The following is a 23,033-nucleotide window of genomic DNA, read 5'->3' as shown; positions in this document are numbered from 1 at the left end:
TGTAGGATGCCCGGGTCCATGCGCCGGTACTCCTGCCATTCTTCACCGTCATCTTGCGCGGGAACCAAGCGGTCAGCGCCTTTTCATGTACATGTCAAACGCCCAATGAAGCATGGGGATGACCGGATAATCCCACTCGCCCATCAGTTCGCACGCTTCCCCTCCGAACCCCATCTTGAATGCGAGCAATTCAAACAGCCCGTTTTGCTCATCCAGCGTGGTGCTGATGCCACGAAAATCAAAGATCCGATCTCCTTGATGAAAAGCATCCTGAATCATTTTCCACCGCAAAAGAATGCTTGCCGGATCATCCACGACAGGTTGCAGTCGTGCGTTGTAAAGGTCCCAGGTGTGTCCGGACACCCGGATGGCCAACGAGGCGCTGACCAGCGTGTCCCCTTTTTTGGCGAGATACAGCTTCACACGGTAAGGATCCTCCAGGATCAGGTTTTCGAACATTTTCTCAAAATACACCACATCCCGGACTTTTGCCTGATCCCGTTGCGCTTCAAGCTGGAGCAAGTGGTGAAATTCATGCAGATCCCGCTCCGTGCCCACATGGACGAGAACTCCTTCCATTTCCGCCTGGCGGATTTGATATTGCCAGTGAACATCGAAGCCCGCGTAAATCTGCTCCAATGATTTTCCCTTCATGTTCAGGCGATACACGTATTGAGGCTGTACGGTATCAAAACTGTCTTCTCCGGGATTCTTGTTCCACCCCATCTCCCGGAGCTCTTGCCCGACATACTCCACTTCGTTGAATACCTGGTCGGGGCGGATGTCGGTGAGCCGACGGTTTTTCAGCCCGAGTGAACGAAACTCCTGCAATGCGTGAGCGATGGTCTCCGCGGACCACTTTTTCCGCACGAGGGGAGGATCCATTTTCACGCTGAACACATGTCGCTCTTTCAGGTGTGCAAACAACGGACGAAACCACTCCGAGAGCGGTATTTCCGAAAACCAGTCAATCATCGGCCCACGGGGAATATATGCCAGGTATTTGTTGAGTCCAGGCACTTTTCGGTAAAGAACCAACGCGCCACCCACCATCATGCCGTCCTGGGTGAACCAGCCCAAGAATTCACCCACCCATTTCCATTGGGATTTCAGGTCCGCCCAAGAGGGATATTGCAAAAACGTACGGTATGGATGGCGTTCCACGAACTCCAAGTAATGTTCACGGTCGACAATGCTGACAGTCAACATGGATGTCTGATCACCTCTGTCACACCGGACACGGCACTGATTCCCTTCCAAGTATCGGGAAACGTGCCGGACACTCCGCCTTCCGAAATCAAAATCCGTCTTTCTCCCCCGCCGCTCTTTTTCCGGAGAGTGCCCGATGCCCGACTTCTCTGACCGAGCTGCCGGAAAATATGCGGACGGCGGAACGAAGAACTCTGAAAACAGCCACTTCCATTGAAACTTCTACATTTTAACATACACGTTCCGAACAAAAAAAGCATCCGCCTGTTCAGCAGATGCGAAAGAAATCCGACAATTTGCCCTCAAGCACTTTCTTCCTTTTTGGTCGTGATCACGTGACCGTCACGGGTTACCAGTTTCGGCAATTCGCCGTTGATCACGGTGTCCCGGGTGACCACGCACCGGGTGACGTCGTCGCGGGACGGAAGTTCGAACATCACATCCAGCATGATCGATTCAATGATCGCCCGCAGACCGCGTGCTCCCGTCTTGCGTTTGATCGCTTCGGAAGCGATGGCCTGCAGCGCGTCCTTGTCAAACTGGAGTTCCACATTGTCCATTTCCAACAGCTTCTGATACTGTTTGACCAGCGCGTTTTTCGGCTCCGTCAGGATGCGGACCAGCGCCTCCTCATCCAGCGGCTCCAGCGTGGAGATCACCGGCAAACGTCCCACGAATTCCGGAATCAGACCGAATTTGAGCAGGTCTTCCGGCAACACGTGCTTCAGATATTCACCCGGCTTCATGTACACGCTTTGGCCTTCCGCGGAGAACCCGATGACTTTTTTGCCCAGCCGGCGTTTGATGATCGTTTCCAGTCCGTCAAACGCCCCGCCGCAAATGAACAGAATGTTCGTGGTGTCGATTTGGATGAACTCCTGATGGGGATGCTTGCGGCCTCCTTGCGGCGGCACGCTGGCCACGGTCCCTTCCAAAATTTTCAGCAGGGCCTGCTGAACCCCTTCACCGGACACGTCACGCGTGATGGAGGGGTTTTCGGATTTGCGGGCGACTTTGTCGATTTCGTCGATGTAGATGATCCCTTTTTCCGCTTTCTCAATGTCATAGTCAGCGGCCTGGATCAGCTTGAGCAGAATGTTTTCCACGTCCTCGCCCACGTACCCCGCCTCGGTCAGGCTGGTTGCGTCGGCGATGGCAAACGGCACGTTGAGAATGCGGGCAAGGGTTTGTGCCAACAACGTTTTTCCGCTTCCCGTCGGTCCGACGAGCAGAATGTTGCTTTTCGCCAGTTCCACATCATCGGACTTGCGGGCGGAATTGATCCGTTTGTAATGGTTGTAAACGGCCACGGACAACGATTTTTTCGCCAAATCCTGACCGATCACGTACTGGTTGAGAATGTCGCAAATCTCCTGCGGCTTCGGGAGATTTTTCAGATCGATTTCTTCGTCGTTGCCCAGTTCTTCTTCGACAATCTCGTTGCACAGCTCGATGCACTCGTCACAGATGTACACTCCGGGACCTGCGACCAGCTTGCGGACCTGATCCTGCGATTTTCCGCAAAAGGAGCACTTCAGCTGTCCTTTTTCCTCGTTGAACTTGAACACTTCGGTTCACCCCTTCCTACTGACCCACACGGGTGATGACCCGATCAACCAGTCCGTAAGCCCTGGCTTCTTCGGCCGTCATGAAGTAATCACGGTCGGTGTCGCGGGCGATTTTCTCCAAAGGTTGCCCGGTCCGTTCCGCCAGGATGTCATTGATCCGTTCCCTCGTTCTCAAGATCCAGTCCGCATGAATCTTGATGTCGGTGGCCTGACCTCTCGCACCTCCGAGCGGTTGGTGAATCATCACTTCGCTGTTGGGAAGCGCGAGGCGCTTGCCGCGGGTCCCGGCCGCGAGCAGAAAAGCACCCATGCTGGCGGCCAATCCGATGCAGATCGTGGACACATCGGGCTTGATGTACTGCATGGTATCATAAATGGCCATGCCGGCAGTCACGGAACCGCCGGGAGAGTTTATGTACAGGTGAATGTCTTTCTCCGGGTCTTCCGCAGCCAAAAACAACATCTGTGCCACCACCAGGTTGGCCAGATGATCGTCGATCGGACCGCCGATGAAGACGATTCGATCCTTGAGCAGTCGGGAGTATATGTCATACGCCCGTTCTCCACGGTTGGTCTGTTCCACCACCATGGGCACCAATGGCATGAAATCCACCTCGTTTCGCAAGGGGCTGATTTTAAAAACAAGGCACGTTGTTCACGTGCCCTGTTTTGCGAAGTCTCCTATCACCATTATGCCTTATTTTTACTGCTCGATACAAGTAGATCGATCGTTTTCCTCACGCGAACCTGTTCCTTCACGGAATCCATGGCTCCCTGAGCTTCCAGGATCCGGCGGACTTCATCGGCTTCCCGTTGCATCTCTTTGGCCATTTCCGCGATTTCGGCTTCCACTTCTTCATCGGTCACGTCGATGTTTTCGGCCTTGGCGATCGCTTCGAGAACCAGGGATGCGCGCACTTTCTTCGCGGCGTCTTCCTTGAACTGGTTCTTGAGGACATCTTGATCCTGACCGGTGAACTGGGCGTAGAGATCCAGGTTCAGGCCTTGCATCATGAGACGTTGTTCGAATTGGCGGAGCATGTTTTTCGTTTCGTTTTCGATCATCACTTCCGGAATTTCCACTTCGGCGTTGGCGGATGCCAGCTCGACGAGGCCGTTGCGCAATTCGTGCTCGGCTTCGCGCTCTTTGGCTTCCTTGAGTTTGGCCTCGATGTCGGCTTTCAGTTCGGCCAGCGTGTCGAACTCGCTGACATCCTGAGCGAATTCATCGTCCAGCTCCGGCAAGGACAAACGCTTGATCTCATGAAGCTTCACTTTGAACACGGCCGGTTTGCCCGCGAGTTCCTCGGCATGGTATTGTTCGGGGAAGGTGACATGGACCTCTTTCTCTTCGTTCGGTTTCATGCCGATCAGTTGATCTTCAAAGCCCGGGATGAACGTGCCGGAACCCACTTCCAGCGTGTATTTCTCGGCCTTGCCGCCTTCGAAAGCTTCGCCGTTCACGAATCCTTCGAAGTCGATGATGACGCGATCGCCGTTTTCGACGGTGCCGTCTTCCACGGATTCCAGTTGCCCTTGCTGTTTTCTCATGCGTTCCAGCTCGGCATCCACGTCCTCCGGTTTGACGGTGACGTCTTTTTCTTCCGCTTCCAGGCCTTTGTATTGGCCAAGCTTCACTTCCGGTTTGACGGTGACGGTTGCTTTGTAAATCAGGGATTTGCCTTTTTCCAGCTGTTCAATCTCGATCTCCGGCTGGTCCACCGGTTCGATGCCGGTTTCCTCAACGGCTGCTTCATACGTTTCGGGAAGCAGAATTTCCAGAGCATCTTCATAGAGCGCTTCCACACCGAAGCGTTTCTCAAAAATCACGCGCGGAACTTTTCCTTTGCGAAAGCCCGGCACCTGCACTTTGGCAACCACTTTTTTGAATGCCTTGTCAAGCGCTTGGTTTACCGCTTCGACGTCCGCTTCGACGGTCAGAACGCCGCGGTTGATTTCGGTTTTTTCCCACGTTGCTTTCATGTAAGTCGCACCCTCCTGCCATCAAATCAGTGAAGGTTCTTGCGGCCTCCGGGTTTTTCTGTCACGGTTGAAGCCCTTGCACAAAAACAAAAAACCCCTGTCGGAGTCTGCACGCATTCTTTCGTGAACCCGGCTGACATCAGCGCAAACCCATGCATTTACACTTTCTATATCTTAATACATGGCCCTCCCGCGTGTAAAGAAGCTGGAAGTGGCTTCAAAATGCGGGAACGATCCGGCATTCCGGCATCCACCGCCAGAAACCCGGACAAGAAAAATCGCACCGGATCAGGGCCGGTGCGATGTGTCTTGGCGTCCCAGGAAGGATTCGAACCCTCGACCGACGGCTTAGAAGGCCGCTGCTCTATCCAGCTGAGCTACTGGGACTCGTTTGAAGCGACAGCAACTATATGATAACTCATCCCTCAAATCCGCGTCAAGAGGAAATTTGTGTTTTGGGCAATCGGCAAGGGGGCGGAAGGTGAATGCCGCCCCCTCCCGTTCATCATCGTTTCTCCTCGTATCCGAAGCCGGGAACGAGGGTGCCGTCAGGAGTATGATATGTAACTTTGAGGGAAATGTCACTCCACTGCAACACGGCATATGTGGGTTCTTTCACGATTCTCGGCAGGGAAATGCTTCCGGGATTGATGAGCAGCACTTCCCCGTCCTTTTCACAGAAGGGAACATGGGAATGTCCGAAACAGGCCACGTTTGCCCCGACTTCCAGGGCGCGGAAGCGCAGCGGAAGCGGAGACCGTTTGACTCCGTGCCTGTGCCCGTGCACCACCAAAATCCGAAGCCCGTCCGCTTCCCAAAGCTGCTCTTCCGGCACCGGTTCCCAGTCGCAATTGCCCCGGACCACCGTCATGGGAACGTCGGGCAACCGTTCCCGGTCCGTGCAAAAATCTCCGCAATGGATGACATGATCCGCCTGTTCCCGCCGAACGATCTGACGAAGCAGTTCTTCACGTCCGTGGGAATCGCTGACAATCAGCACTCTCATGCATGATCCCCCGCTTTTTCCCGGATGAATTCCTCCTTCAAAACGGCGACAAGACGGCGGGTGGCTTTTGCCCGGTGACTGATTGCATACTTTCTGTCCGCGGAAAGTTCCGCCATCGTTTTGCCCTCGGACGGGACATAAAACAACGGGTCATACCCGAAACCGCCGGACCCCTTCGGTTCGTCGAGAATGATTCCCTCACATTCCCCCCGGACCAGCCTGGTTTCCCGTCCCGGTACCGCAAGAGCCATCACGCACACGTAAATGCCTTTCCGGTCCGTCTTCGGAACTTCGCGGATTTTTTCCGCCAGTTTGCGGTTGTTTTGTTCATCATCGGCATTCGGCCCCGAGTAGCGGGCGGAATAAACGCCCGGCTCTCCCCCCAGAGCGGGTACGACCAGTCCCGAATCATCCGAGATCACGGGCATGTCGAGAAGGCGTGAAATGGTCTCCGCCTTTTTGACGGCATTTCCTTCAAACGTGTCCCGGTCTTCCTCCACCTCGGGCAAATCAGGATAATCATGCAAACTCTTTACGCCCAGGCCCAGTTCCTGCGCGAACAAATCCCGGAACTGGGCGATTTTCCCCTTGTTGCGGGTGGCGATGATCACATGGGAAAACGGCCAGCTAGTCTTCAAATCCGGTTCCTCCTCCTCTGGCTTGTCCACGTGGGAAAAACGGTTCATGTGCCGGAGCAACCGACGGAGGGGCCGGTCATTGACCGGAAGTCTGCGTCCCGATCGGTGCGGCGCCGACCAGTGCCGCGTCTTCTCCGAGAGCTTCCTTCTGCAAACGGATCAATTCCGCGGTTCCCTTTTTCGCCAGGGCGAGAAGAGCGGACAATTGGTCCGGAGAGAAGGGAGATTCCTCGCCCGTTCCCTGAATCTCCACATACTCGCCGGATCCCGTCATGACAACGTTCATGTCAACGGTGGCACCGGAGTCTTCTTCATAGCAAAGATCCAGCACCGCTTCCTCTCCCACGATGCCGACACTGGTGGCTGCCAGGAAATCCTTGACGGGCAAAGACGGCAACGTCCCGTTTTTCACCAGGGGAATCAATGCATCCACCATCGCCACGAAGGCACCGGTGATGGAAGCGGTCCGCGTTCCCCCGTCCGCCTGAATGACATCGCAATCGAGCCACAGGGTGCGCTCTCCCAGTTTCTCCAAATCCACCACGGCGCGAAGAGCGCGACCGATCAGGCGTTGGATCTCCATGGTTCTTCCGCTCAATTTCCCTTTGGAAGCCTCACGGGGCGTTCGGGTTTGAGTGGCCCTTGGCAACATGGAATATTCCGCGGTGATCCACCCTTTGCCGGTATTTCTGAGAAACGGCGGAACCCGTTCCTCCACCGATGCCGTGCAGATGACACGAGTGTCGCCGATCGTTATGTAGACGGAGCCTTCGGCATTCTTGATGTAATTTCTGACAATCTCCACCGTTCTCAGTTCATCGTTTGCGCGACCGTCAATTCTCAAGAGTTGTCTCCCTCCTGTGCCGAGTCACTTTAGTATAGCATACCCCCAACGGGAATCCGAATGAAAATCTCATGTTCACGGAATCGCGCCGGAACGGGCTTTCAAACAACCGACAAACAACAAGGGAGCCGGAGCCGCTCCCGGAAATCGGACGGTTTTGTGAAAACGGGAAGCGACATCCGGCGAACCTTTCAAGGCCGGCAATTTCCCCCAAGATCCTTGATTTGCGATCAACAATGAACGGGAGACGAAACGCGAACAGAGTCCCCGCAAACATGCAAGTGCCGGTGCTTTTCCCGACAATCCCCCGAATAAACGCCATCTCGGAACCGGGAAAAGCGCCGGCGATTTTCCGCATGAACTCGTCGCGGCGTGATCCATCCCGTCTTGCCGCTGATTACAATTGGGCCGGATTGATCCATTTGGGACGGCTGACCGGTTGACTGAGCGGTTGGTCCTTTCCGGTGAGAACCTGCTGCTTCCCTTGAACCGTGATTTTCACTTTGCTCGCCTGGGTGTTTTCGGTCAAGGAGAGCACGATGGATTGCAACGCTTCTTTGGAAGCGGCCTGTTGACCGTGATACTGGAGAAGTGCTTCATCAAAGTCGGCCGTGACCACATCTCCCTGCTCCTGCACTTTGAGAACCTGCAGCGAAGGAGCCAGAGCACCGGACAAGCCCGATTGCTCCAAGGGACCGCGAATCAGTTCGCCGAGAACCGCTTCGGCAACGTTGTCGGACCGTTCCACCATCCTCGTCACCGGTACGTAATAAACTTGATGATCGTCCGTTTGTCCGAGGAAATACACGGTAACCGGCATGCTCCGGGTGACATGCACGCCGGAGACGGGTTCCAGATTGATGCCACGGCCTCGGGTCAATCCTTGTGCCGTCGTCTTGTTTTTGGGCATCTCCGACAACTTTTTGCCATCGACCCAGATGTTCACTTCTTTCACGTTCGAAAATCCGGTGAGCGTCCAAGTGACGGCGTTCAGCAACTGTTCTTCTTTGTCGGCTTCATATTGAAGAAACTCCTTGGAGAAATCGACCACGGCTGTCCCGTTTTCAATGTTGATTCCCTTGACCTTGGTTCCTTTGGGCAGAATCGGCGAGATCCCCTTGGGAAGCATCGCCTCTCCGGGGCCTCCCTTGACCATGTACTCAAGCGCGGTTTTGGCCACGCTTTTTCCGGCCGGAATCTTGACGGTCCACGGAACCACATGACCCGTATGGCTCAGCAAATACAGCTGCGTGTCAGCCGTTTTGCCCTGTTCCTTTTGGGCTTCCGTTTTCTTTTCGTTCATCGCTCCCACCGGCTGCGCATCCGCTTTGGCCTGGTCCGGCGGCGGGTCGATCTGCCTCGACGTTTTCTCCTCAGGCCCGAACAGACATCCGGTCAGCACCAAAGGCATCAGGAGCAGGACCGCAACGGCCCTCCACCGTTTCTTTCCCATGACAATCCCCCCTTGGACAGGATCAGTCTTGTTTCATGTATACGAGCCCTGTCCCGAAATAGACCAGAATTGCCTTTTTGGTGAAGGGCACAAAAAAACCCGCCCCGAATGAGGCGGTATCCTGGCCCGGACACGGACCGCCGCGGTTCGCTCAACCGGTCACCGGTTCAAGCGGTTCCAGCGCCACCTGTTCCACATGAATCGGATGGCCGAACCAATCTTCGGCGATCCGGGCAAACGTCTCCGGTGATCCGGTGGTGAAAAACCGGTGACGGGGTGTTTCAATGTCGGAAAGGAGGTTTTGATGCTGCAGGATCGTGCTGAGTTCAGCTGCGGTTTCTTCGGCGGAACTGATGATGGCGACGGACTCTCCCATCGCGCAGCTGATCGGATCGGCGAGAAGCGGATAATGCGTGCACCCGAGAATCAGCGAATCGATGCCGGTCTCTTTCAACGGTTCGAGCGTCTCGGCGACGATTCGCCCGGCCTCTTCCGATCCGCGTTTCCCGCCTTCCACGAGCGGAACGAATGCCGGACACGCGAGACTGAACACCGTGATGCCCGGATGAAGGCGTCGGAGGGCCTTCTCGTACGCGCCGCTTCGAATGGTTCCTTGCGTGCCGATCACTCCCACGCGATTTCGCTTCGTCACCTTGATCGCCGCACGGGCCCCCGGCTCGATCACGCCGAGCACCGGAACGGCAAGTCGGGATCTCACCGTTTCCAAAGCTGCCGCCGTGGCGGTATTGCAGGCGATCACCAGTGCCTTGAGACGAAATTGCATCAGGAATTGCACGATCTCCAGCGTGAACCGGCGAACTTCGCTTTCCGGACGGGGACCGTAGGGACAACGTGCCGTGTCTCCCACATATATCACGGTCTCCCTCGGAAGCTGCCGCATCACTTCCCGGGCCACGGTCAAGCCGCCCGCACCCGAATCAAGGATTGCAATCGCATCACTGCGGAGGGGATTCATCATTGAATGTCATCTCCACTTCTGTCCGTTCGCCCGACGCGTCCAGGCAGAACCAACTGTCAATTGCTTCGTCATCATATCATATGTTCAATCGAAATAGAATGAATGGACGGTTCAGCAAGAATCGAAAAACCCCCTTTCACAATGGAAAAGGGGTCAAAATCTCATGATTTCTTCATTTCTTCATACAATACGGCGAGATGGGTTTTGATCTCCAGCTTTTCGCTGTCCGAAAGGCCGGACAGAACATCCGCCAGATATTTGCGCCGGGCCTCCAGGACCTCATGAATCACTTTGCGCCCTTTCTCCAGCATGTGAATCCGAACGACCCGCCGGTCCCGATTGTCTCTCACACGCTCCACCACACCGTTTTTCTCCATGCGGTCCACCAAATCCGTCATGGTGCTGCAAGCCAGAAACATTCTCTGGCTGAGTTCGCCGATGGTCATGTCCCCTTCCTGGTGAAGCAGATACAGGGCGTCGAACTGGGGATTGGTGATCGGAAACGCGTTCAGGATCTCCCTGCCCTTGATTTTCACGATCGTACTGATTTCCCTGAGCAGACGCTCAATCTCCCCGACGGTTTGCATGGTGACCGGTTGCTTTGCTTCCATCTTGATGCTCCCCTTCTGTCTGCCTGATTTTGAACTTTCGCTTCAACTCATGACGTCAAACAACAATCCGGCTGCAAAGTTCATCTGTATATGTTTTAATTTTCTATACAATTAAAGAAAGCCCTACTATCTAATTGTAATTTTTCCGAATTTAACAATAATGTCCCCTTCTCTTCGCGCCGGCTGTGACAGATTCCCGGCCAGCGTCCGGTCGGGGAGAGACTCAGCTCCAATGCTATCCCGGCACCATCGCCCGAACACAAACCGTTCCATCCGCTTCTCTCCCCCGCTGTCACCGGATCTGTTCGAAACAAATTGCGTATTCAGATGGTTATTATAACACAAACCACTGCTTTCGGACAGTTTGGCCAACAAAATCTTCGTGTCAATATTCGCGATCTTCTCATCCGTCCGCGAAACGATTCTCTCCCTGCAAAAACCGTACAAAATCTGATAAAATGGTTTCTCGAATTCACAAATTGCCCGGTCAGCACCGGCACCCGGGGCAGGCGACGAAAACGGGCAAAGTCTGCTTGTGAAAAGGAGGTTCCGAGATGACCGAAATGCCCAAATTCCTCCAGGAAGTGAACGGACAATTGTGGCTGGTCGAAGATGAACGGGAAAACATGAAAATCAGCTACCGCATCAACAAAGTGATCTATTCCGAACAGTCTCCCTTTCAGCATGTCATGATCGTGGACTCCTGCGACTTCGGAAACATGCTCGTGCTTGACGGCGTCGTGCAGACCACGTCTCTGGACGGACACATCTACAACGAAATGATCACCCACATCCCCTTGTCGATCCACCCGAACGCCGAACGCGTGCTGATCATCGGCGGAGGAGATTGCGGAGCTGCACGGGAAGCGGCCAAATACCCCCATCTCAAGGAAATTGACATGGTGGAAATCGACGAACTGGTGGTCAAAGCCTGCAAGGAACATTTGCAGGAAGTGTCCGGCAATCTTTCCGATCCCCGCGTCAACTTCATTTTCAATGACGGCATGAAACACGTGAAAGAATACCGGAATCATTACGACGTCATCATCGTGGACTCGTCGGACCCGGTCGGACCGGCCAAAGCGCTCTTTGAACGGAGTTTTTACGAAGACATTTACGGAGCGCTCAAGGAAGACGGGCTCATGGTCTGTCAAAGCCAGTCCCCGCTCTTTCACCGGGACGTGATGAAACAAACGTTTGACAACATCTCCGACCTGTTCCCGGTCACCAAACCGTATTACGCCACCGTTCCCACCTATCCGGGCGCGTTCTGGAGCTTCACGCTCGGCAGCAAAAAGTATGATTCCGTCCACGTGAAAGAATTTGACAAAGACACCCGCTATGTCAACCAATCCATCCTGAATTCCTGCTTTGACCTTCCGGCTTTTCTCCGGCTCAAGTGAAACCGGGAATGTGACGGGAAACCCTGTCAATGTCATGAGACAGGGTTTCTCTCTTTATTTCATAACAATCCACACGCCATTATGCAATAATGTTCGTTAATGATTCCCTTCCCCCCTTTTCAACCCTTGTCTTTTCTGCTAAAATCCATTCAAAAGCCGCATATTCAGATGGTTCCACGCTCGTATAATTGCGGTAATAGGGTCCGCGAGTTTCTACCGGGCTGCCGTAAACGGCCCGACTACGAGTGAAAGATCCGGCACGGGAAGCACTGTTCCCGCGCTTGCTTGCCATTGGCTTTTTCGCCCGGCACAGCATGTCTTTCACTCCGTGATTGCTTTTCCCGCGGGGTGACGGACGTGCGGTGCCGGGTTTTTCATTTGAAGCGGGAGTGGAGAAGATGGAAGCATTGAAGAGAAAAATCAAGGAAGAAGGCATCGTCCTTTCGGAAACGGTGCTGAAAGTGGATTCATTCCTCAATCATCAGGTGGATCCCGCGCTCATGGAAGCCGTGGGAGAAGAGTTTGTCAGACGGTTTGCCCGCAGCGGTGCGACCAAGGTTCTGACATTGGAAACATCCGGCATCGCTCCCGCCTTGATGACCGCCCTGAAGCTGGGGGTACCGATGGTATTCGCCCGAAAAAAAGCATCCGTACTCACGGATACGGGTGAATACCGCGTGCAGGTGCATTCCTTCACCAAGCGGGAAACGAACGACGTTCGCATTCAAAAGCGGTTCCTGTCCCCGGACGACAAAGTGCTCATTATCGATGATTTTCTCGCCAACGGAGAAGCGGCACTGGGACTGGTCCGACTGGTGGAACAAGCGGGTGCGACGGTGGCGGGCATCGGGTTTGTGATTGAGAAGTCGTTTCAATCCGGAGCCACCCGAATCCGCGAGACCGGATATCCGGTGGAATCCCTGGTGCGGATCACCCGGCTGTTGCCGGAGATTTCATTCAAGGAGTGAAAACCCGTGAATCAAGCCAAAATCCTTTCCCTGGGCTTCCAACATGTGCTGGCCATGTACGGCGGAGCCGTGGTCGTGCCGCTGATCATCGGCGGAGCCCTGAACCTTTCCACTGAACAAACCGCATGGTTGATTGCCGTGGACCTTCTGACCTGCGGCATCGCCACCATTTTGCAAGTGCTGAAGAACCGCTGGTTCGGAATCGGTCTCCCGGTCGTGTTGGGATGCACGTTCACCGCGGTCGGTCCGATCATCGCCATCGGATCGGCGCACGGCATGCCCGCCGTCTACGGAGCGATCCTGGCATCCGGTCTGTTTCTTCTCGCTTTTTCCGGGGTATTCGGCAAGATCATCCGCTTCTTCCCCCCGGTGGTGATCGGATCGGTCGTCACCCTGATCGGCATCACCCTGATCCCGGTCGCCGTCAACAATCTCGCCGGCGGAGACGGAGCTCCCGATTTCGGCTCCTCCGAAAACCTGCTGCTGGGATTCGGCGTGTTGGCTCTCATCCTGATCGTTCATCGTTTTTCGACCGGATTCCTGCGCGCCGTCGCCGTCTTGGTGGGACTGGTGACCGGAACGTTTGCCGCATGGCTGTTGGGAAAAGTGGATTTCTCCGCTGTGTCCAATGCCTCCTGGTTCCATCTGCCGGAGCCGCTTTTCATCGCCGCTCCTTCGTTTGAAGTGAGCGCCATCCTCACCATGATCCTGGTGTCGATCGTCAGCGTGGTGGAATCCACCGGCGTGTTCATGGCTCTCGGCAAAATCTGCGACAAAGAAGTGAAGCCGGATGATCTCGTCCGCGGCTACCGGGCGGAGGGAATCGCCACGCTGATCGGTGCCTTCATGAACGCTTTCCCGTACACGACCTTCTCTCAAAACGTCGGTCTGGTGCAACTTTCGGGGGTCAAAACGCGCAATGTCATTTTCGCCGCCGGCGGCATTTTGATGCTGCTGGGGCTGGTTCCGAAAATCGCCGCCGTCACGACGGTCATCCCGAACCCGGTCCTGGGCGGCGCGATGGTGGCCATGTTCGGCATGGTGATCGCATCGGGCATCCGGATCCTGAGCGAAGTCGATTTCACCGACAATGAAAATCTGTTGATCATCGCCTGCTCCGTCGGCATCGGTCTGGGGGTCACGGTCGTTCCGGACCTCTTCAAGGCGATGCCCAAAGGCATCAAAGTCCTCACGGACAGCGGAATCGTGGCTGGAAGCCTCACCGCCATGTTCCTGCATCTCTTCTTCCGGCTGACAAAAGGCCTCTCCCTGGCAGCCGGCAAGGAAACCAAAGCGTCCGAATCCTGATCGGAAACCCCAATCTCTGCATCAAAAGAACGGCCCTGTCCCAAGCATCGGGACAGGGCATATTTGTTTGCATTGGCATCTTTGCCGAGTCCATCCCCTGTTCGTTTCGTTGCGATGGCAAAGGCACTCACAGGGGATGGACCGGCAGTGGACCGGCAGTGTTCCGGCCGTGTTGCCATGCATGCCGGTCGTTGTTCCCCGCGAGTGACTTTGCAACAGCTGCGGAGCGGAGCGGGGAATAACGACCGCATTCTCTGCATTGGCATCTCTGTCGTGGCCATCCCCTGCTCGTTTCGTTGCAATGGCAAAGGCACTCACAGGGGATGGACCGGCAGTGTTCCGCGGTGTTGCCGTGCATGTCGGTCGTTGTTCTTTACGAGTGACCTTGTGACAGCTGCGGAACGGAGCGGGGAACAACGACCGCATTCTCTGCATTGGCATCTTTGCCGGGTCCATCCCCTGCTCGTTTCGTTGCGATGGCAAAGGCATTCACAGAGGATGGACCGGCAGTGTTCCGCGGTGTTACCGTGCATGTCGGTCGTTGTTCTTTACGAGTGACCTTGCGACAGCTGCGGAACGGAGCGGGGAATAACGACCGCATTCTCTGCATTGGCATCTTTGCCGGGTCCATCCCCTGCTCGTTTCGTTGCGATGGCAAAGGCATTCACAGGGGATGGACCGGCAGTGTTCCGGCCGTGTTGCCGTGCATGTCGGTCGCTGTTCCCCGCGAGTGACTTTGCGACAGCTGTGGAACGGAGCGGGGAATAACGACCGCATTCTCTGCATTGGCATCTTTGCCGGGTCCATCCCCTGCTCGTTTCGTTGCGATGGCAAAGGCACTCACAGGGGATGGACCGGCAGTGTTCCGGCCGTGTTGCCGTGCATGTCGGTCGCTGTTCCCCGCGAGTGACTTTGCGACAGCTGTGGAACGGAGCGGGGAATAACGACCGCATTCTCTGCATTGGCATCTTTGCCGGGTCCATCCCCTGCTCGTTTCGTTGCGATGGCAAAGGCATTCACAGGGGATGGACCGGCAGTGTTCCGGCCGTGTTGCCGTGCATGTCGGTCGCTGTTCCCCGCGAGTGACTTTGCGACAGCTGTGGAACGGAGCGGGGAATAACGACCGCATTCTCTGCATTGGCATCTTTGCCGGGTCCATCCCCTGCTCGTTTCGTTGCGATGGCAAAGGCACTCACAGGGGATGGACCGGCAGTGTTCCGGCCGTGTTGCCGTGCATGTCGGTCGCTGTTCCCCGCGAGTGACTTTGCGACAGCTGTGGAACGGAGCGGGGAATAACGACCGCATTCTCTGCATTGGCATCTTTGCCGAGTCCATCCCCTGCTCGTTTCGTTGCGATGGCAAAGGCACTCACAGGGGATGGACCGGCAGTGTTGACGGAATCGAGCTGTGCAAGCATCACAATCCGGCCGTCTCTTCTTCCAAGACCATCGTGTAACACTGCACCGGACGTTCCACATCGGGACGGTACACCGCGAACAAGGCCGTCTCCCGTTCGACCGTTTCACCGCTCTTCAGATAGTGTTCCAGATCAAACGGAAGCACTTCCACCACGGCATGCTTGTACATGTCCCGTTCCGTCATGCCGATCGTTGAAAAATCACCGGACACCCGATCGGGGTGCTCCACCGCGAGCCGCACCAAGCGGGATTGCCGCTCTTTGTCCACCTTCTTCTCCCACCACACCTTTCGGGGGCGGTGACGATGGTTGAGATAGAAATCGTATTTCATCAGACCGAGAATGATGTCGGAGTGACCGGTGCCGCGCCGGCCGAGAAATTCCCACAACCGGGAAAACAAATCCTCCAGTTGGTGACCGATCCGTTGCCAGCCCCGTTCTTCCCAGTAGTCCCCGAATTCCTGGAAAAAGTCAAACGGAGACGGAAATTCGTGCTTCAGAAGATATTCGACGGTATGGTCCATGCGATGCGCGTTCCAATATTTCTCCAGCACATCTTCCACCCGCTTGATGCGAAGGATGTCGGAAAACGGAAGAACGTCGCTGCCCAGAATTTCATACGGGGCGCGCTCCATGAACACATATCCCCATTTGTCCGCCTCCCGCCGCAGGCCGGTGCCCCGCAACATCTTCAAAAATCCAAGCTGCAATTCTTCCGGCCGCAAGGCAAACACATCATTGAAGGTTTTTTTGAACGTTTCGTAGTCCTCCAGCGGCAAGCCGGCGATCAAGTCCAGATGCTGGACGATTTTCCCGCTTTCCCGGATGCGGGTCACCGTCCGGGAGAGCTTTTCGAAATTCTGGCGGCGTTTCACGGCCAGATTGGTGGGATCATTGGTGGACTGCACACCGATCTCAAAGCGGAAAATGCCGGGCGGCGCATGTTCGGCGAGGAAATCGACCACTTCCGGCCGGAGAATGTCCGCGGTGATCTCGAACTGAAAGACACATCCGCCGTGGTTCTCGATCAGGAACCGGAAGATTTCCATGGCATAATCCCGCCGGATGTTGAACGTGCGGTCGACGAACTTGATCAGCCGCGCACCGTTTCGGATCAGGTACAACAAATCTTCCTTCGTCCGTTCGATGTCAAAATAGCGCACGCCCACCTCGATGCTGGAAAGGCAGAATTGGCAATTGAACGGACAACCCCGGCTGGTTTCGAAATAGACCACCCGGTTCGGAAGGTGAGGCAAATCCTCCGCAAAACGATGCGGAGACGGGATGCGGTTCAAATCCAACTTGGGTCTGGGAGGATTGATCACCGTCCGGCCTTCCTTGCGCCAGGCAAGTCCGAACACGGAACGGAAATTCCCGTCGCCCCTCAGTTCGGTAAGCAGATGGTGAAACGTTTCCTCCCCTTCGCCGACCACGATGAAATCGACCTGAGGCAATCGCTCCATCCAATATTCGGTATCGTAAGAGACTTCAGGTCCGCCCAACACGATCTTCACATCGGGTTTGACCTTGCGCAGCATGTCGATGACGGTGACGGTCTCTTCGATGTTCCAGATGTAACAGGAAAAGCCGACGACATCCGGAGCTCTTCCGTACAGGTCGGAGACAATGTTCATCGCCGGGTCCTTGATGGTGTACTCGGCAATCTCCATGTCAAACTCCCGACCGCTGAATGCCTTCAGATACCGGAGGGCCAGCGAGGTGTGAATGTATTTGGCATTGAGCGTTGACAACACCACTTTCATGGGCCTTCCACCTCGTTCCCGTGAGAGTTGCTTTCTCTATTCTAGCCATCCGGTATCTTGAATTCAAAAGAAAAAAGACGGCGATCAAAGGCAGACCCTCCCCTGCCATCAAAAAAGGGGAATTCCTGATTCAAGGAATTCCCCGATCCAATATTTCCTTCGTCCATCAATGCTCTTTTTCCGCGCTCTTGAACCGGAACCAGGGGGACGGCCGTCCATGGGACGTGATGAACAGTTTTTCCCTTGCCCGGGAACTGGCGACATACAGCAGAGAGCGCTCTTTTTTCAGCAACTCCTCCGATTCTTCATCGTCCAGCGCTTTGTTCAGCACGTACGTGAACGGCACGTCTCCCTCGTTCACCCCCACGAGAAACACCACCCGGAATTCCAGCCCCTTGCTGCGATGCATGGTTCCGAAGTGCACGCCTTCATCCCCCAGATGGGAGCGGGTGGTCAACTGTTGGCAGGGGATCCCCGCTTCTTCCAGCGCTTCCCGGTATTTGTTCAACCGTTTGGAGATGCGTGCCAACATCACCATCTCGTTCAATTTCACGCCTTGATTTTGCAGCTCCCGGATGCAGCGCACGATGAATTCCTTCTCTTGCTCCTGTTCGGCAAAGGAGAGGCATACCGGTTCCGCCCCGGACATCAGGGAGAAATCGTCCGCCGTGTGGACGCCGCCGTCGAGATCATCATAGCCGGTTTCCACCAACACCTGAACCGCCAGCTTGCGAATCTGTTCCGTCGTCCGGTAATTGATGCGCAGCCGCTTCGAACGCTGGCCCCGAACGTCGATGCCGCACCGGGACAGCACCACCGGACGGTTGTACAACCGTTGAAGCGGATCACCGACGATGAACAGATCATTCCGATTCTTTGGAACCAGCGCCCGGATCAGGCAAAACGCATCCTCGGTAAAGTCTTGGGCCTCATCGATCACCGCCGCCCGGTATGTCACCGTTCCCGGATGGGCTTCCGCCCAGCGCCGGGCGATCCGGAGAATGTCCGGATAATCGTACCAACCCTTCTCCTTTTTTTGCGATTCCACGAATTGTACGACATCCCACACTTTTTCCCGCTGCTCCTGCGTCAGCTTTTTCTTCCGGCCTTTTCGCATGACCCGGAGATAGGTTTCTTTGTCTTCGATGTATTCCGGCAGAATGAACCGCTCATATTCCGCACGGATGAATGAAATCTCATCCGCTTCCAGCCCCAAGGCATCCCCGGCCTGCTTCCACAAGGCTTCCCGCTCTTCATTCCCCATCATGCAGTGAATCCGGATTCCTGCATGTGTTTCCGCGATGTTTCTGGCCAGCTGGTCGATGGGGATCACGTCGATCCGGTTCATTTCTTCCTCCGTGCACATGGAGGCAAGCTGGTCCCGGATGATTTCCGCCAAGTTCAGATTGAAAGCGGTGACCAGCAACTTTTCACCCGGACGCAGCAAATCCCTGACCAATTTTCGCGCCCGATGCAAGGCCACCACCGTTTTGCCGGTACCCGCTCCTCCCAACACGCGAACGGGACCGCTGTGGTCGGCTTCAATCAGTTTCTTCTGGCTAGGGTGCAGGAACAGCCGCCATGTTTCCAGCGGATGACGCATCATTTCTTCCAGCTCCAGATCGGAAGAAATGACGGTGATCTCACTGCCGGAGCGGATCAAGGCATTCAAGAAGGCCGAACGCTCCCTTTCCTCCCGCGCCTCGACCGACCGCTCTTCCTTCGCCACTTCCAACACGTCTTCAATCGGTTCCCCCTGCAAAAGCCAGAGAAGATACAAAAACACATCGTTGGGGATTTTCTCCACTTGATCGTGCAATTCGTCTTCATTGCGGATGTTGTACACCACGGGAAGCACGTCTTCCGGAACCCCCAGTTCCAACAGCTGTTCGCGGGTGTACCGTTCAAACACCCCAGGCTCCCGCCAATCGGGAGATTCCTTTACCTCTGCATGCGTCCAGATCTGAAAGGTCCCGGTCCGCGGGTTGATTTCAAACCGCTTCCGCTTCGCCCAGTTATAGGCTTCATCATGATTGTCGACCCACACAAGCAGGTAGATCTCCTATTTTTCGGGCTTGAACAGGATGGCCCGATACTGATCATTCACTCTCAGGGAATACAGATTTCGGTCCCCGTGCAATTTTTCAAAGTTCAGCCCGGGCGCTCCGGGATGTTCCATAAATTGATGAACCATGTTCCAAGCCTGCACCTGGATTTTCGGAGGAAGTTTCACCACGGATTGCGTGAACCATTTGTGCACGAAGACGTTTCCGGTCATGTGAACAATGCCTCCTTCGGGTTGTAACTGCGATTGGTGAATGGATCAGGACGGCCACCAAACAAATAATTTCAAATTGATTCGATTTTTATTTGTTTGATAAATCTTCTTTAATCCCTTTCGAAGACACTGTCCATTTTTTGTCGTGCACAAAAAAAGAATCCGCGTTGCGCAGATTCCGTAAACCTCGCATCTCCGTCCGTGACGGTTTTCTCAAGACTTGTCCGTCTCATCCCATGACAATTGCGTGACTTCCGTATAGTCGCCCCGCCGGATTTCCTCTTCGGTGGCGGGACGATCCAGTTCTTCATGGTCATCCAGGCCCGGGGCGATTTCCGGTTCCCGGGTGCGCACCCACTTACGTTTTTGCATGTTGTGAACCTCCTTTCCGCTCAAGAGGTATCGTGTGCGCCCCGGAACCGTTTCATTCTCTCGCCCTCGCTTCCGCTTGATCCTCCCACACCCGGAGCAGGGCGTACGGATTGACGGGTTTCCACGGGTATGGAAGCAATCCTTCGCTCACGTACAGGCCGAAGTGAAGGTGGGGCGGGAATTTTCCGGTGGTTCCTTCCGGGCCGTATCCCGTGTCGCCGACATAGCCGATGACCTGCCCCCGCTTCACTTTTTCGCCTTCTTCCACTCCGTCAGCGTATTTGCTCAAATGGGCATAGTAGTAGTGCATTTGCGGATGATGTTCATCCCGGATCATCAGACGCCATCCCCCGAGCCGGTTCCATCCCTTTCGCACCACTTCCCCGTCCGACACCGAAACGACGGGAGTCCCCTTCGGAGCCATGATATCGGTTCCCTCATGCTGCCGCTTGCCTCCGTATGTTCTGGATGCTCCCCAAGTATCCTCATAAGAAACGTGCTTTCTGTCCTCCGCGCGAAACGGAAAACCGCTGCCGTCGGCCATCGATGCCGCCTGCCACATGTACGCTTCCATGATGTGCTTCATCCGTTCCGCTTTGGCTTTGGAATACATCTTTTCCCATGCATCGGCAATGTTGTCCTCGTTCGGCTTTTCACCGTCCAATGCTTCCTTCAAACGGCGTGCCTGCCGCTCGATCGAAGCCTGGTCCGTTTTCCGGTAACGGTGTTCCACTTCATCCATTGCCGCCAGCGCTTCCCAGGGAATGCCTTGCTCCCTGGCCACTTTCACGTAGAGGGGCGCCAACTCTCCGGGCACCCGCAGTTCGATCACTTCATGTTTCTGTTTTTCGTACACCCACCAGGTAGCCGCTCCGGCCAGCCCCAGCAGGAGCAGGATCCACGCCGTTCGTCTCAATCAAGACTGCTCCTTTCCGGAAATTGAGCGTTTCCTTCTTTTTCTGTATTACCCGGGGTGATTCGCAAACAGTCCGAAAGATGCTCTCCGCTTGTCCGGAAAAGCTCCGGTTGATTCAAAATCGGTGATCATGAATGGTGCCCCGGAAGCCGAACGGTGAAGGTGGTTCCTTTCCCCGGTTCGCTTTCCACATCGATCGTTCCGCCGTGCGCCAGCACCAGTTCCCGCGCGATGGCGAGTCCAAGACCGGAACCGCCGCTGTGACGGGACCGGGCTTTGTCGGTACGGTAAAAACGATTGAAGACATGCGGCAAATGCTCCGGTTCGATACCGATCCCGGTGTCGGCCACGCGGATTTCCACCTGTTCCGTGTCCGTCTTCCGGACGGAAACGGTGACCGCTCCCTGCTCCGGCGTGTAGCGAACGGCATTGACCAACAGATTGAGCAGCACTTGGGTGAGGCGATGCGGATCCGCCTCCATCACCAAGGGTTCATCGGGAACCTCCAATCCGAGAGACACCTTTTTGTTTTCCGCATCATGGGAAACCCGCTCCATGATTCGACGCAGCAAGGAGACGACGTCGGTCGGCCGTTTTTCCAGCGGAAGCCTTCGCGCTTCGGCGAGCGACAACACGTGGAGGTCGTCGATCAGGCGGGTCAGGCGGATCAGTTCATCCTGAAGCGGCAAAAGCTGTTCCGGGGAAACCGGCTCCCCCTTCTGCTGCAAATAATCCAACGTTCCTCCGATGACGGTGAGCGGCGTCCTCAATTCATGCGCCACGTCGGCGGTCAGGTTTCTTCTCGCCTCTTCCGCCTGCATGAGCCGCTCTGACATGTCGTTGAACGCCTTCGCCACCTTGCCGAATTCATCTTTGCCGTGCTCGGGCGCCTTCACGCCGAGTTCTCCCCGGCCCAGACGGTCAATCGCCGGCAAGAGCGAACGGAGCGGAGCCGTCAGGGAGTGAGCCAGCCAGAACGCCATGATGTTGGAAACCAGGATGAAAAACAGGGTGCCGACCGCCAACAGAACGGTCGTTGACGATTCAATGCCCATCTTCTGCTTGTTCATCCGATCCACTTCGTCATCATGGTAATACAGGACGGCCACTTTTTTCCCGTCCACTTCCACCGGTTTCCGGATTCCGAAAAGAAGGACGAAATTCTCCGGCTCCTGTCCCGTCAAGCGAATCATCTTCTCTTCTTCCACCAGGATGACGGTGGTATTTCGTTCCCCTTCCGTCACCGAGGCTTCCTTCCATCCCGCCCGGTCGATTCCTTCCAGCGTACCGCGGTTTTTCACCCAATCCGTCACGCGCTTCGTCCAGACATCGAGTTCCGCGCTGCGTGCGGAACGAACGAGGGGATCCAGGGCATCTCCCACCACCACTTTGGTGACAAACGCGTACATCAGTCCCATAATGACAATCCAGACAGCGAGCGCGATTCTGAGCTTTCGGCGAACGGTCATGAGCGGTCACCGAACCGGTAACCGAATCCGTATACCGTTTGGATGTACACCGGGTGGGCGGGGTCATCCTCCAGCTTCTTGCGAAGCCGGCTGACATGGGCGTCCACGGTCCGCTCGTCGCTGAGATAATCATCCCTGAGGACCGACTGCAACAGTTGAAGCCGACTGTACACAATGCCCGGTCGGGCAGCCAAAGTGGTGAGCAGCTTGAATTCCGTCGGCGTGAGCGGAATCTCCCGGTCCCCCTTCCACACCCGGCACTCGGATTCCGAAATGATCAGGTCGCCCCGCACCATCCGTTGTTCCACGGTCGTCTCCGAACCGTCAATCCGTCTCAACACGGACCGGATGCGCGCGGCCAATTCCCGGAGCGAAAACGGCTTGGTCAAATAATCGTCGGCTCCCATCTCCAGTCCGATCACTTTGTCCGCTTCATCCGTCCGGGCCGTCACCATGATGATGCCCATGTTTCCGATGGTTCGCAGCTGCCGGCACACGTCCAGACCGCTCATCTCCGGCAGCATCCAGTCCAGCACCACCAGAGCGGGACGCTTCTCTTTGGCCAGCCGCACCGCTTCCGTCCCCGTCCGAGCCGTGATCGTCTCATACCCCTCCTGGCGCAAAAACGGTTCCATGAAATCCAGCACGCTTTGTTCATCATCCACCAAGAGCAGTGTGCGAGCCATGGGCCACTTCTTCCTTTCCCGCGTGTTTTTCCTCATTATACCCCCGAAATTCCCCCGTCTTTGGAATTTCATCAAACGCGCAACGCATCGTCAAAAGTCCGCAACATCGGGTTGATATGATGAACAGGCCATCCCGCGGAACAACCGGATGGCACACCATCA

Annotated in this window: 20 protein-coding genes, 1 tRNA gene and 1 riboswitch; of the genes, 3 read left to right on the top strand and 18 right to left on the bottom strand. The window is 55.5% G+C overall.

Going from position 1 to position 23,033, the window contains the following annotated elements; genetic code table 11:
* Positions 1-72: 72 nt before the first annotated feature.
* The 11 genes from EG886_RS04715 to EG886_RS04665 form a co-directional block, all read right to left on the bottom strand.
* A complete protein-coding gene (locus EG886_RS04715) occupies positions 73-1,209 on the bottom strand; it encodes a lipid II:glycine glycyltransferase FemX (RefSeq protein WP_241154372.1) in 1,137 nt (378 codons plus the stop codon).
* A gap of 302 nt (positions 1,210-1,511) precedes the next feature.
* Positions 1,512-2,777, bottom strand: a complete 1,266-nt coding sequence (clpX, locus tag EG886_RS04710) for an ATP-dependent protease ATP-binding subunit ClpX (protein ID WP_124727057.1) — start codon at positions 2,775-2,777, stop codon at positions 1,512-1,514.
* A gap of 16 nt (positions 2,778-2,793) precedes the next feature.
* Positions 2,794-3,381: an ATP-dependent Clp endopeptidase proteolytic subunit ClpP gene (clpP, locus tag EG886_RS04705; RefSeq protein ID WP_124727056.1), complete on the bottom strand. Its 588-nt coding sequence runs from the start codon at positions 3,379-3,381 to the stop codon at positions 2,794-2,796.
* 86 nt (positions 3,382-3,467) lie between these two features.
* Positions 3,468-4,760: a trigger factor gene (tig, locus tag EG886_RS04700; protein ID WP_124727055.1), complete on the bottom strand. Its 1,293-nt coding sequence runs from the start codon at positions 4,758-4,760 to the stop codon at positions 3,468-3,470.
* Positions 4,761-5,070: 310 nt separating this feature from the next.
* Positions 5,071-5,147 (bottom strand) — tRNA-Arg (locus tag EG886_RS04695).
* A 118-nt stretch (positions 5,148-5,265) separates the two neighbouring features.
* Positions 5,266-5,766: a metallophosphoesterase family protein gene (locus tag EG886_RS04690; RefSeq protein ID WP_124727054.1), complete on the bottom strand. Its 501-nt coding sequence runs from the start codon at positions 5,764-5,766 to the stop codon at positions 5,266-5,268.
* Positions 5,763-6,452, bottom strand: coding sequence for an XTP/dITP diphosphatase (locus tag EG886_RS04685; RefSeq protein WP_124727053.1), 690 nt, complete (start codon positions 6,450-6,452; stop codon positions 5,763-5,765). The genes EG886_RS04690 and EG886_RS04685 overlap by 4 nt, the downstream gene beginning before the upstream one ends.
* Before the next feature lie 28 nt (positions 6,453-6,480).
* Positions 6,481-7,248, bottom strand: a complete 768-nt coding sequence (gene rph, locus EG886_RS04680; RefSeq protein ID WP_124727052.1) for a ribonuclease PH — start codon at positions 7,246-7,248, stop codon at positions 6,481-6,483.
* Between the two features lie 397 nt (positions 7,249-7,645).
* Positions 7,646-8,701: a GerMN domain-containing protein gene (locus tag EG886_RS04675; RefSeq protein ID WP_124727051.1), complete on the bottom strand. Its 1,056-nt coding sequence runs from the start codon at positions 8,699-8,701 to the stop codon at positions 7,646-7,648.
* Between the two features lie 151 nt (positions 8,702-8,852).
* Complete coding sequence (gene racE, locus EG886_RS04670) at positions 8,853-9,680, bottom strand: glutamate racemase (RefSeq protein WP_277423831.1); 828 nt, start codon at positions 9,678-9,680, stop codon at positions 8,853-8,855.
* Between the two features lie 161 nt (positions 9,681-9,841).
* The gene (locus EG886_RS04665) at positions 9,842-10,291 is read right to left on the bottom strand and encodes a MarR family winged helix-turn-helix transcriptional regulator (protein ID WP_124727050.1); all 450 of its coding nucleotides are present in this window, start codon (positions 10,289-10,291) and stop codon (positions 9,842-9,844) included.
* 554 nt (positions 10,292-10,845) lie between these two features.
* Between EG886_RS04665 and speE the strand changes: the two genes are divergently transcribed.
* The 3 genes from speE (at position 10,846) to EG886_RS04650 (ending at position 13,970) form a co-directional block, all read left to right on the top strand.
* The gene (speE, locus tag EG886_RS04660; RefSeq protein WP_124727049.1) at positions 10,846-11,694 is read left to right on the top strand and encodes a polyamine aminopropyltransferase; all 849 of its coding nucleotides are present in this window, start codon (positions 10,846-10,848) and stop codon (positions 11,692-11,694) included.
* A 160-nt stretch (positions 11,695-11,854) separates the two neighbouring features.
* Positions 11,855-11,956: riboswitch (purine riboswitch) on the top strand.
* Positions 11,957-12,092: 136 nt separating this feature from the next.
* Positions 12,093-12,662 carry a xanthine phosphoribosyltransferase gene (locus tag EG886_RS04655; RefSeq protein ID WP_124727048.1) on the top strand — a complete coding sequence of 190 codons (570 nt, stop codon included), beginning with the start codon at positions 12,093-12,095 and terminating at the stop codon, positions 12,660-12,662.
* A 54-nt stretch (positions 12,663-12,716) separates the two neighbouring features.
* Positions 12,717-13,970, top strand: coding sequence for a nucleobase:cation symporter-2 family protein (locus EG886_RS04650; RefSeq protein WP_241154418.1), 1,254 nt, complete (start codon positions 12,717-12,719; stop codon positions 13,968-13,970).
* Between the two features lie 1,416 nt (positions 13,971-15,386).
* Here EG886_RS04650 and EG886_RS04645 read toward each other — a convergent pair.
* The 7 genes from EG886_RS04645 to EG886_RS04620 all read right to left on the bottom strand — a co-directional run bounded on the left by EG886_RS04645 (position 15,387) and on the right by EG886_RS04620 (position 22,871).
* Positions 15,387-17,150: a B12-binding domain-containing radical SAM protein gene (locus tag EG886_RS04645; RefSeq protein WP_124727046.1), complete on the bottom strand. Its 1,764-nt coding sequence runs from the start codon at positions 17,148-17,150 to the stop codon at positions 15,387-15,389.
* Positions 17,151-17,316: 166 nt separating this feature from the next.
* Entirely contained in the window at positions 17,317-19,197 is a 1,881-nt protein-coding gene (locus EG886_RS04640) for a 3'-5' exonuclease (protein ID WP_124727045.1), read from the bottom strand.
* Between the two features lie 15 nt (positions 19,198-19,212).
* Positions 19,213-19,428 carry a hypothetical protein gene (locus tag EG886_RS04635; RefSeq protein ID WP_124727044.1) on the bottom strand — a complete coding sequence of 72 codons (216 nt, stop codon included), beginning with the start codon at positions 19,426-19,428 and terminating at the stop codon, positions 19,213-19,215.
* 213 nt (positions 19,429-19,641) lie between these two features.
* Positions 19,642-19,800: a hypothetical protein gene (locus EG886_RS13670; protein ID WP_164491652.1), complete on the bottom strand. Its 159-nt coding sequence runs from the start codon at positions 19,798-19,800 to the stop codon at positions 19,642-19,644.
* A 52-nt stretch (positions 19,801-19,852) separates the two neighbouring features.
* Positions 19,853-20,716, bottom strand: coding sequence for a M23 family metallopeptidase (locus tag EG886_RS14030; protein ID WP_277423830.1), 864 nt, complete (start codon positions 20,714-20,716; stop codon positions 19,853-19,855).
* 128 nt (positions 20,717-20,844) lie between these two features.
* On the bottom strand, positions 20,845-22,185 hold the full coding sequence (locus tag EG886_RS04625; RefSeq protein ID WP_124727043.1) for a sensor histidine kinase: 1,341 nt from the start codon (positions 22,183-22,185) through the stop codon (positions 20,845-20,847).
* Positions 22,182-22,871, bottom strand: a complete 690-nt coding sequence (locus EG886_RS04620; protein ID WP_124727042.1) for a response regulator — start codon at positions 22,869-22,871, stop codon at positions 22,182-22,184. Before EG886_RS04620 ends, EG886_RS04625 begins: the two co-directional genes overlap by 4 nt.
* Positions 22,872-23,033 lie beyond the last annotated feature (162 nt).

The sequence above is a fragment of the Staphylospora marina genome (assembly GCF_003856495.1).
GTDB lineage: Bacteria > Bacillota > Bacilli > Thermoactinomycetales > Thermoactinomycetaceae > Staphylospora > Staphylospora marina.
This window is presented reverse-complemented; position numbering and strand designations above follow the sequence as displayed.